General features: G+C 49.1%; 10 protein-coding genes and 1 other annotated feature. Of the genes, 5 read left to right on the top strand and 5 right to left on the bottom strand.

Annotated features, from left to right (window positions below; all coding sequences use genetic code 11):
• Nucleotides 1–31: 31 nt before the first annotated feature.
• Nucleotides 32–613 (bottom strand): TetR/AcrR family transcriptional regulator C-terminal domain-containing protein, encoded by a 582-nt coding sequence (locus ACXMYH_RS14320; protein ID WP_486555135.1) that lies wholly within the window; start codon nt 611–613, stop codon nt 32–34.
• Nucleotides 614–844: 231 nt separating this feature from the next.
• Nucleotides 845–2,356 (bottom strand): putative basic amino acid antiporter YfcC, encoded by a 1,512-nt coding sequence (yfcC, locus tag ACXMYH_RS14315; RefSeq protein ID WP_486555134.1) that lies wholly within the window; start codon nt 2,354–2,356, stop codon nt 845–847.
• A 349-nt stretch (nt 2,357–2,705) separates the two neighbouring features.
• Here yfcC and ACXMYH_RS14310 point away from each other — a divergent pair, with 349 nt between their 5' ends.
• The 3 genes from ACXMYH_RS14310 to spoVG all read left to right on the top strand — a co-directional run bounded on the left by ACXMYH_RS14310 (nt 2,706) and on the right by spoVG (nt 5,503).
• Nucleotides 2,706–3,980, top strand: a complete 1,275-nt coding sequence (locus tag ACXMYH_RS14310; protein ID WP_021905186.1) for a glucose-1-phosphate adenylyltransferase — start codon at nt 2,706–2,708, stop codon at nt 3,978–3,980.
• A complete protein-coding gene (glgD, locus tag ACXMYH_RS14305) occupies nt 3,977–5,098 on the top strand; it encodes a glucose-1-phosphate adenylyltransferase subunit GlgD (protein WP_486555133.1) in 1,122 nt (373 codons plus the stop codon). The genes ACXMYH_RS14310 and glgD overlap by 4 nt, the downstream gene beginning before the upstream one ends.
• A gap of 129 nt (nt 5,099–5,227) precedes the next feature.
• Nucleotides 5,228–5,503 (top strand): septation regulator SpoVG, encoded by a 276-nt coding sequence (gene spoVG / locus ACXMYH_RS14300; protein ID WP_015553023.1) that lies wholly within the window; start codon nt 5,228–5,230, stop codon nt 5,501–5,503.
• Between the two features lie 151 nt (nt 5,504–5,654).
• Here the strand turns inward: spoVG and ACXMYH_RS14295 are convergent, their stop codons facing one another.
• The 3 genes from ACXMYH_RS14295 to ACXMYH_RS14285 all read right to left on the bottom strand — a co-directional run bounded on the left by ACXMYH_RS14295 (nt 5,655) and on the right by ACXMYH_RS14285 (nt 8,749).
• Complete coding sequence (locus ACXMYH_RS14295; protein WP_118531140.1) at nt 5,655–6,914, bottom strand: TRAP transporter large permease; 1,260 nt, start codon at nt 6,912–6,914, stop codon at nt 5,655–5,657.
• Nucleotide 6,915: 1 nt separating this feature from the next.
• Nucleotides 6,916–7,404 (bottom strand): TRAP transporter small permease, encoded by a 489-nt coding sequence (locus tag ACXMYH_RS14290; protein WP_118531138.1) that lies wholly within the window; start codon nt 7,402–7,404, stop codon nt 6,916–6,918.
• Between the two features lie 265 nt (nt 7,405–7,669).
• Complete coding sequence (locus ACXMYH_RS14285; protein WP_118531136.1) at nt 7,670–8,749, bottom strand: TRAP transporter substrate-binding protein; 1,080 nt, start codon at nt 8,747–8,749, stop codon at nt 7,670–7,672.
• Nucleotides 8,750–9,042: 293 nt separating this feature from the next.
• Nucleotides 9,043–9,296, bottom strand: a binding site (T-box leader).
• A gap of 163 nt (nt 9,297–9,459) precedes the next feature.
• Between ACXMYH_RS14285 and ACXMYH_RS14280 the strand changes: the two genes are divergently transcribed.
• Together ACXMYH_RS14280 and ACXMYH_RS14275 are read left to right on the top strand one after the other, a co-directional pair.
• Nucleotides 9,460–10,785: a glycosyltransferase gene (locus ACXMYH_RS14280; protein WP_015553026.1), complete on the top strand. Its 1,326-nt coding sequence runs from the start codon at nt 9,460–9,462 to the stop codon at nt 10,783–10,785.
• Between the two features lie 94 nt (nt 10,786–10,879).
• Nucleotides 10,880–11,695 (top strand): Cof-type HAD-IIB family hydrolase, encoded by an 816-nt coding sequence (locus tag ACXMYH_RS14275; protein WP_486555132.1) that lies wholly within the window; start codon nt 10,880–10,882, stop codon nt 11,693–11,695.
• Nucleotides 11,696–11,936 lie beyond the last annotated feature (241 nt).

The raw sequence follows: 11,936 nt of genomic DNA, 5'->3' as shown, positions 1-11,936 counted from the left end.
ATATGGAAAAATTGTGCAAAATAACAATAGATCAGGACAGCAGATGAAGCTCAAGAAACAGATCCCGCAATGCTGCCGGCATCGCGCGGACGAGAAGCCCGGCAAACTGGGACGGGGTCAGGTCCATGCCACCGAGAACCCACTTTACGGTCATGGTGATCGAGCCCTGACAGTACATTTCCAGAAGAAAATGGATCTCAGGGCTGGCCGGTCTGCCGCTTTTTTCCCGGATCAGATTTTCATAAAAGGCGAGGATCAGCTTAAAATCATGCTCCCGCAGGGAATTCTGCCTGTCATAGCGGAATGCGGCGGCAAAAAATGCCTTTTCCTCCTGAATATATGTAAATTTTTTCTCCAGGCTGTCAAGGACCGTGGTCCCGCGGCCCATATGTTCAAAGGAGCGGGCGAGGAGCTTGTCGAAATACCAGTTGATCAGGTCATATTTATCAAGAAAATTCCGGTAAAAGGTCTGGCGGGTGACGCCGCAGCGCTCTGTGATCTGGCGGACAGTGATCGCATCGACCGGAGTTGTCTTTATGCATTCCTTCATGGCTGCGGCGAGACGGTATTTTGTTTTTTCCCCCTTCATGGCAGGCGCGCTGGATTCGATCATTAAAAGCTCCTTTCTCCGGTATCGCGGCCGGTGCTATCGTATTCAGTAAATTCTATCATATTTTTCCCAAGGGAGAAAGTCTTTTTGCTCCGGTTAGCTCCTTCTTCAGATATCATCGGGAAGCGTTCAAAAAAACCCCGTATTATCCGCGATCGAGTCACGCGGATGATACGGGGTTTTTGCTATACCTGAATTAGCTTCAGATGGCTGATACCGAAGGCAGACCGATTTTTATGAGAGACCGATCAAAACGGCAAGGATCACAGCGATGGATCCGAAAGTAAACAGGACAGCCTGGAATTTGATCTGGAATTTTGCCCATTTGCCCCAGTCGAGCTTTGCTGCGGCCAGCGCGCCTAAGAGGCAGCCGGAGGTCGGAACGATGAAGTTTGTGAAGGCGTCACCAAGCTGGTACGCAACAACAGCAACCTGTCTCTCGACACCGACAAGATCGGCGAGAGGAGCCATGATCGGCATGGTAAGGGCAGCCTGTCCGGAACCGGATACAACGAAGAAGTTGAACACGGACTGGAAGATATACATAAACCATGCGGAGATCACCGGCGGGAAATTCTGCATTCCGTCACTGATGTTGTGAAGGATCGTATTTAAGACTGTACCGTCGGTTGCGCTTGTGCCGCCAAGGATGATGATGATACCCTGCGCCATTCCGACACACATTGCAGCGCCTAAAAGATCGGCAGCACCGTGGTCGAAGGATTTTGCGATATCATTTACTTTCATGTCATTCAGCTTGAATACAACGCCGATGATACCGGAAACGAGACCCATCACGAAGAACTGGGAAGCGATCTCCGGGATATAGTAGCCCTCGCTTACAACGCCCCAGATCGTCCATACCATGCAGGCAGCGACCGTGAGGAGAACAAGCTTGTGGCCGAGGGTGAACGGCGGCATCTCTTTGCCGTTCTTTGCGAATTCTTTTCTATATTCTTCATCAGACTCATACGCAACGGAGAGCTTCGGATCTTTCTTGATCTTTACCGCGTAGCGCATCGTGAAGACGATCGTAAGTCCTGTGAAGAAGATCCATAACGGGATACGGAACCATGCACCGGACATGACCGGAATACCGGCAACACCCTGGGCAACAGCCAGTCCGAACGGATTCTGCCAGGAAGAACCGAAGCCGATCTGTGTAGATACGTAGGAGCACATAATTCCGACAACTGCGTCATATCCCATTGCGATAAACATCGGTACGAGGATCATAACGAACGGGATTGCCTCCTCACCCATACCGAAGACTGCGCCTCCGAGGGAGAACAGGACTACGAGGATCGGGATCAGAAGGATCTCTCGTCCGTTTGTCAAAGCGATGACCCGCATAATGCCGCTTTCTATCGCTCCTGTCCGGAGAACGATACCGAAGGCACCGCCTACGACCAGAATGAAGGCGATGATTCCGACAGCGGTACCATTCTTATCGCCGACGGTCATACCTTCGAATACATAGTTTAAAATTCCTTGACCGCCAAAGTCTTCGGTTCCGAAGATCGGAGCTGCTTTGGTCACCTTGTTTCCGTTTTCATCCAGAATATACTGGAAGCTTTCCGGATCCAGAACGGTTCTTGTTTTTTCCACGCCGTTCTGCATATACGTGATTTCTTTTGTGTCGTATTTACCCAACGGGATAAATACGGTGAGCAGAGCCGCGAACAGAATGACACCAAAAATGATGATGTAAGTGTGCGGCATCTGGAAGCCCTTTTTTTTCTCCATGGCTTATCCCCCCCATAATTGTATTCTCTGCCTGTGAAATTCCCCGCACAGGTAGTGTATCTACTATATTAACATAGATTCTGTGATACGTCATCACTCATTTCCTTTAATCCAACGTATTAATAGGTTTATACAATTTTGAATCGGCATTTTTGGTACTTATGTAACCAAGCAGAAACATAGGTATTGTATTGCTTATCGTACAAAAAGAAAAAAATGTCAGAATATACACAAAATTGGGATTGAAAGGATGAAAAGTTTGTTCACATCTTCTAAAAAGTATGCTATAATAGAGTCACCATCTAAGAAACTAGTGTATGGGACAAAAAGAGCAGCAAGAGGTGATATCATGGTAAAAAAAGAGATGATAGCGATGCTGTTGGCAGGAGGACAGGGAAGCCGTCTCGGTGTGTTAACACAGAAAGTGGCAAAACCGGCCGTCTCCTTCGGCGGAAAGTACAGAATTATTGATTTCCCGCTCAGCAACTGCATCAACTCTGGTGTTGATACTGTGGGAGTATTGACCCAGTACCAGCCCTTACGTTTAAACGCGCACATTGGAATTGGTATTCCGTGGGACTTAGACCGCAACGTCGGCGGCGTTACGGTTCTTCCACCTTACGAGAGAAGCAAAGGCAGCGACTGGTATACTGGAACCGCAAATGCGATCTACCAGAATCTGGAGTACATGGAGTCCTACAATCCGGAATACGTTCTGATCCTTTCCGGTGACCACATCTACAAAATGGATTATGAGGTCATGCTGGAATATCACAAAGCGAATAATGCGGATGTCACGATTGCCGCTATGCCGGTACCGATCGAGGAAGCAAGCCGTTTCGGAATCCTGATCACGGATGACAACAACCGGATCACGGAATTTGAGGAAAAACCGAAGAATCCGAGAAGCAACCTCGCTTCCATGGGTATTTATATCTTCAGCTGGAAGGCATTAAAGGAAGCTCTTATCAAGCTTTCGGAAGAACCGGGCTGTGACTTTGGAAAGCATGTGATCCCGTACTGCTTCGAGCAGGGCAAACGGATCTTTGCATATGAGTACAATGGCTACTGGAAAGATGTCGGAACCCTCGGTTCCTACTGGGAAGCAAATATGGAGCTCATCGATATTATTCCGGAGTTCAACCTGTATGAGGAATACTGGAAGATCTACACAAAGAGCGACCGTATCCCGCCACAGTATATCTCTTCTGACGCGAAGATTACAAAATGTATCATCGGAGAGGGTTCCGAGATTTACGGTGAGGTGACGAATTCCGTTATCGGATCCGGAGTTGTGATCGAGGAGGGCGCCGTGGTCAAGGATTCGATCATCATGCAGGACAGTGTGATCGGAAAAGGTGCTGTGGTCGAAAAGTCCATCATTGCCGAGGACGTAAAGGTCGGAGCCGGGGCACACCTTGGCGTCGGCGAATACGCACCGAGCAAATACGACCAGAAGGTTTACCAGTTTGATCTTGTAACGGTCGGTGAACATTCCGTAATTCCGGAAAACGTAAAGATCGGCAAGAATACAGCAATTTCAGGCGCGACGGCTGCGGAAGATTATCCGAACGGCGAGCTTGAGAGTGGCGGCTACATTATAAAGGCAGGTGGAATCGTATGAGAGCAATCGGTATTGTTTTAGCAGGCGGAAACAGCAAGCGGATGCGCGAACTTTCCAATAAGAGAGCGATCGCGGCGATGCCGATCGCGGGCAGTTTCCGAAGCGTGGATTTTGCGTTAAGCAATATGAGCAACTCTCATATCCAGAGCGTTGCCGTACTGACACAGTATAACTCCCGCTCCTTAAATGAACATTTAAGCTCTTCCAAATGGTGGGATTTCGGAAGAAAACAGGGCGGAATGTATGTATTCACTCCGACGATCACGGCGGAGCACAGCGACTGGTACCGCGGAACAGCGGACGCGCTCTACCAGAATCTGGACTTCTTAAAGAAAAGCCACGAACCATATGTAGTGATCGCTGCCGGAGACGGTATCTATAAGCTGGACTACAATAAGGTCTTGGAATATCATATCGAAAAGAAAGCTGATATCACGGTTGTCTGCAAGGACATGCCGGGCGATGTGGATGTGACCCGCTTCGGTATGGTGAAGACGAACGCGGACGGACGGATCGTTGAGTTTGAGGAGAAGCCGATGGTGGCTGATTCCCACACGATCTCCTGCGGTATCTATGTTGTCCGCCGCCGTCAGCTGATCGAGCTTATCGAGCGCTGCGCGAACGAGGACAGATATGACTTCGTACAGGACATTCTGGTACGCTACAAGGGCCTCAAGCGGATCTATGCGTACAAGCTGAATACATACTGGAACAACATCGCATCCGTCGATGCTTACTACCAGACAAATATGGACTTCTTAAAACCGGAAGTCCGCAATTACTTCTTCAAAGAGTATCCGGATATCTACTCTAAGGTGGATGATCTTCCGCCGGCAAAATACAATCCGGGCGCGTCCGTGAAGAACAGCCTGGTATCCAGCGGCTGTATCTTGAACGGAACTGTTGAGAACTCTGTTCTCTTCAAGAAAGTCTATATCGGAAACAACTGTATCATCAAGAACTCGGTGATCTTAAATGACGTGTATATTGGGGATAATACCGTTATTGAGAACTGCATCGTTGAGAGCCGCGACACGATCCGTGCTAACACAACGTATATCGGCAAACCGGACGATGTGAAGATCGTCATCGAGAAGAACGAGAGATACACCCTGTAAAAAGGGAGCCGCAGGCCGGAAGCGGGATATTCCGGATGGCGCGGCAAAAGGCAGAAAAACAGGCATTCAAATATTGACTGGCCGGTGATTACATAAAATCTGCGGAGAGCGCAGATGGGGGAGGTTATTATGCAGGTAACAGATGTACGTGTGAGAAGAATTGAGAAAGAGGGAAAGATGAAGGCAATTGTGTCCATCACACTGGACAATGAGTTCGTGATCCACGATATTAAGGTCATTGAAGGGGAGAAAGGCCTGTTTATCGCGATGCCGAGCAGAAAAGCTGCTGACGGCGAATACCGCGATATCGCCCATCCGATCAATTCCGGAACACGGGACATGATCCAGAGAGTGATCCTCGACAAGTACGAGACGACCACACTGGAGGAAGCGCAGGCAGTTTAGTTCTCCGGGAAACTTGTCCGGAGTGATTTCCTGACGCTGGTCCTGCAAAAAGATATAGCCGCAGAGAGCGGCTTGTGAATGGGGAAATAGAAAGTCCGCCAAATCGAAAGGTTTGGCGGACTTTTTTTGCGTATTATGATTTCTTATACGATTACATAAGTCCGGGGATCAGAAGCGGAACATATACGATCATAAAGAATACGATGATCAGTCCAATCAGGTACGGGATAACAGATTTGGAGATCCGCTCGATCGGAAGTCCCGTGATACCGGAAGCAACGAACAGGTTGATGGCAACCGGCGGTGTGATCATACCGATGGCGATACCAACTACGAACAGGATTCCAAAATGTACGGTGCTGATTCCCATGGCCTTGACAAGCGGCAGGAACACCGGGGAAAGAATAATGATCGCGGAGGAGGTCTCCATGAAGACTCCGGCGAGCAGGATGATCAGGGAGATCAGGAACATGATCACATACTTGTTTGTGGAGATTCCCAATACTCCGCTTGCGATGGCTTCCGGGATCTTGTAGTTTGCGAGAACCCAGCCGAACGGACCGCTGCATGCGATGATGATCATGATAACGGCAGATGTCTTTGCACTTCCCTTCATGATCTCAACGAGACCCTTGAAATCAAGGTCGCGGTAGATAAAGAAGGAGACGAAGATCGCGTAGATAACCGCTACGGCAGCCGCCTCGGACGGTGTGAAGTAACCGGAGAAGATTCCGCCGAGAATGATCAGCGGCATTAAGATTCCCCAGATCGCTTCCTTGAAGGTGCGGAGCACATTTCCTACGGAGAAAGGCTTTCCCTTCGGGTAGTTAAACTTGCGTGCCTGGTAGAGGGAGATCGCAACGAGGATCACACCCATCAAAGCACCCGGGATGAAACCGTTGCGGAACAGGGTGTTGACACTGTCCTCAGAGATAACGGCGTAAAGGACCATCGGAACGGACGGCGGGATAACGACACCAATCGTTCCGGCAGCTGCGATCAGGGCAGCCGCGGAGTCTTCACGATAACCACGTTTCTTTAACTCCGGGATCAGAGTCGCGCCGACAGCTGCTGTTGTAGCGGCACCGGAACCGGAGATCGCTGCGAAGAACATACCTGCAAGGACGGATACGATGGAAAGACCGCCCTTTAACATACCGAGCAGAGACTCAGCAAACTCAACGAGCACCTTGGAAACCTTACCTTTTGCGAGAAGATCACCGGCAAAGATGAAGAACGGAACCGCGATCAGGGAGAAGGAATCGGTGCTGGCGAACATACGCTGCACGAGGATCAGGAGCTTTACATCGCCTTTTAAGAGAACGAGGAGAGCTGCGGCTGCGATCGCGAATGCGACCGGAACACCGATCAGGAGCAGAACGATAAAGGAAATAAATAATAATGCTGCCATTTTATGCCTCCTCCTTTCCGAATAAGAGTCCGAGAACTGCATCTACTGCATGGACGAACATGAGGCCGCATCCGACCGGGATGCAGAGGTAAATGTATTTCATGGGAAGACGCATCGCTGCGGACAGCTGATTTCCCTGTTTTCCGAAGTATTTCATTCCATAGATGATCACAACAACGAAGAGGATGCAGCAGATCACATGGACGAGAAGTTTTAAGATCTTACTGAATGCGGCCGGAACCATATCCTGGATGAAGGTGATGGAGATATGGCCGCTGTGTTTGTATACACAGCTTGCACCTAAGAATGAGGACCAGACTAAAAGATAACGGGTCGCTTCCTCACTCCAGGAGAGAGCGGTAAATGCCATACGGCAGACGATCTGGGCGCCGGTGATGATGACCATGGCGCCGAGCATGACAACGATGATGTAGGAACATAAGGTGTCCAGGAGATCGCTGAGTTTATGAAAACCTTTAACGAAAGCCAACGGTGTTTCCTCCTTTTTAAATCCTGAGCGGTTACTGCTCACGACAGGCGTTTTCCGCAGCCATGCGTCTGTAAGGGGACGCCGGCGGCAGGTCCTGCAGGTGTGGAAAATGCTTATCGTGAACAGTAACCATGAAATGTGTTTAAGATGGGACCGGCTGCACAGGAGATCCTGGGCAGCCGGGTCAGATCACATGCTGAAATTCCGACTGCGAAAGCAGTGCCAGCGGATATCAGCACAAAAAGTTACGATCCAGAAACCGGGATTACTTTAAAGCATCCTGGATTCTTGTGATGTAGTCAGCGTAATCCGGATATGCATCGTATACGCTCTGAACAGCAGCACGGAAGCTGTCAACATCCGGGTTTTCTACGACTTCCATACCATGATCCTTGATCTCCTGGAGCTGGTCAGCTTCCTGATCAGCAACCCACTGACGCTCGTACTCAGCAGCTTCCTGAGCGGATTCCTCGAAGATCGTCTGAACATCTTCCGGTAAGGATTTGAAGAGGTCATTGCTCATTGTGATGATCGCTGTGGAGTAGGAATGACGGTCAAGTGTTACATATTTCTGGGACTCCCAGAGTTTGTAGGAGTAGATAACGTTGATCGGGTTCTCCTCGCCGTCGATAGTGCCCTGCTGAAGAGCTGTTAAAGCGTCGGACCATGCCATCGGAACTGCGTTTACACCAAGAGCTTTGAATGTTGCTGTGTAAACATCGTTTTCCATGACACGGAGCTTTAAGCCTGCAACGTCTGCTGCGTTTGTGATCGGTTTCTTGCTGTTTGTGATGTTACGGAAACCACGCTCTGCGTAAGCAAGTCCCTTTAAGTCTGCATCTTCAAGAGTTGCAAGGAGCTCTTTACCGATCTCGCCGTCGAGGATCTTGTAAGCTTCTTCGTTGTTTGCGAACAGGAACGGCATATCAAGAACGCCCATAGCGCTGGAGAAGTTTACGAACGGACCGCTTGTGATGATACCCATATCAAGAGTACCCATCTGCATGCTCTCAAGCATGGTACGCTCATCGCCGAGAGCTCCGTTCGGATGGATCTCGATCTCGTAGGCGCCGTTTGTGCGCTCTTTTACGAGCTCAGCGAATTTCTCAGCACATACCTGGAAACTGTCCTGCTCGTTTACGGTCGTACCAAGCTTTATTACGGTTGCGTCTGTGTTTGAAGTCGCTTCCTTGCTTTCAGCAGCGGAAGAATCAGCAGCAGCGGCTGTTGTCTCAGCGGCAGCAGCAGTTGTCTCTGCAGAATTGCTGGAAGAACCGCATCCAGCCATGGAAAGTACCATAGCGCCTGCCATTACAGCGGATAATAATTTTGCACTTTTTTTCATAATGACCTCCTGAAATCTTTTAAGAATAGATGGATTATAAGTATATATCTTAACTGCCCCTCGCAGATAAGAAACTAAGGAATTGATGGTGGTGTTGGCAAAGTGCGCGAAAGGAAATTGCTCCGCACTGCGTGCTCCCGCAATCTCCGCCGGCATTCGTAATCCGGGCTTTCGCCCTGCTTACTCATGACGGCTTGGTTGTCAAATGTCTGAACATCCTTGCGTGCGAGCACGCAGGCTGTTCAGCCGCTTGACAACGCTTTCTGGCAAAAAAAAACTCCTGTCTCTTATTTTTAAGAGACAGAAGCGAAACTTCTGCGGTACCACTCTTATTGCTGTCAAAAAACAGCCTCTCGATCCCGTCGTTTTTCAAATATGAAAAATTAACAGGCAACACGTTAACGGGTGTAAACCGAACCAGCCTACTTGGAACACTTTCAGTGGTTAGCTCCGGGAGGATTGTCTGTAACGCGGTGTCTGCAGCTTTTCACCAGCCAGCTGCTCTCTGAAAGGCCTTCGTTAAGAGCGTTCCCATCATCGCAGGAAATATTTGAAACTGACCTTTATTATAGTCGCAGATTTTCAAAAGTCAAGAGAATTAAAAAAAATAAATCGCGTATTGTGAGAAAAATATGATATGATAGATCGTATAGTAAATTTATTTCATAGGAGATATTCCAACAGGTTATTATAGAGAATGGAGGAGGAGAATGAAACCGACCGTCAGTATAATTGTTCCTGTCTACAATGCGGAAAAATTCCTGAACCGCTGTGTGGACAGTATTCTCGGACAGGAATATAGAGATTTTGAACTGATTCTCGTAGATGATGGGAGCAGAGATATGTCAGGCTCGATCTGTGATGCGTATGCGAAGACGGATGAGCGTGTGGTGGTGATCCACAAAGAAAATTCCGGGGTTTCAGACACGAGAAATCAGGGAATTGAAAGGGCAAAGGGAACATATCTCCAGTTTGTGGACAGTGATGACTGGCTGACGCCGGATGCGACAAAGCTTATGGTCCGGGCGGCAGAGGAACATGGCTGTGATATGGTGATCTCCGATTTTTACCGTGTCGTTGGGGATATGGTATCCAGAAAAGGGGACATCGAGTCAGACTGCGTGATCGACCGGGAGGAATTCGCGTCGTTTATGATGGAGAATCCGGCGGATTATTACTATGGAGTGCTGTGGAATAAGCTGTACCGGCGCGATCTCGTAAACCGCTTCGGGATCCGGATGGATGCGGAGATCAGCTGGTGTGAGGATTTCATGTTCAATCTGGAGTATGTCCGCTATGCAGAGACATTCTATGCGCTGAGGACACCGGTGTATTATTATGTAAAGACAAAAGGTTCGCTGGTGAACCAGAAGATCAGCATCACGAAGACTGTGAAGATGAAGCTTATGATGTTTGAGTACTACAACAACTTTTATAAGCATGTGCTGGACGAAGAAGATTATGAGAAAAACCGGCTTCAGGTGTACCATTTTCTGGTGGATGCAGCGAAGGACGGCTTTGTTTTCCCGGCATCGATCCCCGGAAACCGGAAGCTCGGAGAGGAGCGGAGCAGTGCGCTGCAGGAGGTGATCTCCGATGATGGGATCATTGTGGATAAATACCGGGACCGGAAACTTCTGGAGAGATATCTGGAGTCGGCGGCATTGAAGCATGATATGACAATGGAGGAACTTTCTCTGCTTTTATATCTGAAGGATGCAAGCCATGAGCTGAGCAGAAAGAATCTTGCGGATCTTATGGATCTTAGCCGCGGAGACCTTGCGGTGGCGGTTCAGCGGCTGTCCGCGAAAAAGATGGTGGAGGTAACGGAGCTTCCGAGAAGGCGGGGAACAGAACGAAAGATCCGACTGGAACTTCTTCCGGCATCAGAAGTTGTGATCCCGGATCTTGAGGCGGCGGAGAACGATTACTATCAGGCGAAGTTTGGAAATTTTACAGAGGAAGAGATCAGACAGTATACGCTGCTGGCACGGAAAGTGCGGGAGAACGAGAGGAGTATTTTGCAGCGGGGATAGGAGAAGGCGCATTCGCGAGAAGCTGCGGACTGCGTCAGGCGGTCGTACTGGTGTGGAAATACAACGGATAAACATCAAAAATATGGAGATAAAGATGGAAAAAGATAAAACTTGCAAAATCGTATTCAGTGACATCGACGGCACGCTGCTGACGTCGGACGGACAGATCACGGAGGGGACGAAGGAGATGATCCTGAATCTTGAGAATAAGGGGATCCCGTTTATCCTGACTTCCGCGCGGTCACCGGAAGGCGTGCGGGTCATTAAGAGAATGCTGGGGAATCATGCACCGATCATTGCGTTCTGCGGCGGGCTGATCCTTGATGATGACGGAAATGAGATCTACAGTAAGATGATTCCGTTAAAACGGGCACTGGAACTGAAGGCGATGCTGGATAAGGATTTTCCGGCTGTTGCCTGCAATACTTTCGGCGGCGAGAAGTGGATCGTGGATGACCGGGACGATTGGAGAGAGCAGCGGGAAGAGAAAATCGTGGGATTTCCGGCTGAAATTGGATCTATTAAAGATACATTTGAAACAGAAGGCGGAATTCATAAATTTCTCCTCATGGGAGATCCGGACGTGATGACAAAGCTGGCGGCGGTTCTGGCAAGAGATTTCGCTGATCTTCAGTCCGCGGCATCCAACCCGGAATATCTGGAGATCACGGCAGCGGGCGTGGAAAAGTCGGAAGGTTTGAAGACGCTCTGTGGAAAACTCGGAATCTCACCGGAAGAGGCAGCGGCCTTCGGTGACGGCGAGAGCGATCTTTCCATGATGCGTGCGGCAGGATTTGGCGCAGCGATGGGAAATGCGCCGGAGAATGTGCGGAGGCGGGCACCGATGGTGATCGGGAAGAATGATGAGGAAGGGCTGCTGAAGAGGCTGAAGGAGATATTTAAGGACTGAGAAAAATTGAAGAAATAATTAAAAAAACAGACCCATTTGATACAAATCCAGAAATCAAGTGAGCCTGTTTTTAACCGAATCAAGTAAGTCCCCTGCTTCAATTGCGAAAAGCAATAAGCAGTGGGTGGGGACTTGCTTGTATCAGGAGGAGTGCAAGCTCCTTCTGATAAACTGCGGAGCAGTTATTCGGTTATGAGCAAGTAGCGAAGCGGATTGCGAATATCCGCTTGACTTACCAATA

The organism is Pilosibacter sp. NGB245 (assembly GCF_057397225.1).
This window is presented reverse-complemented; position numbering and strand designations above follow the sequence as displayed.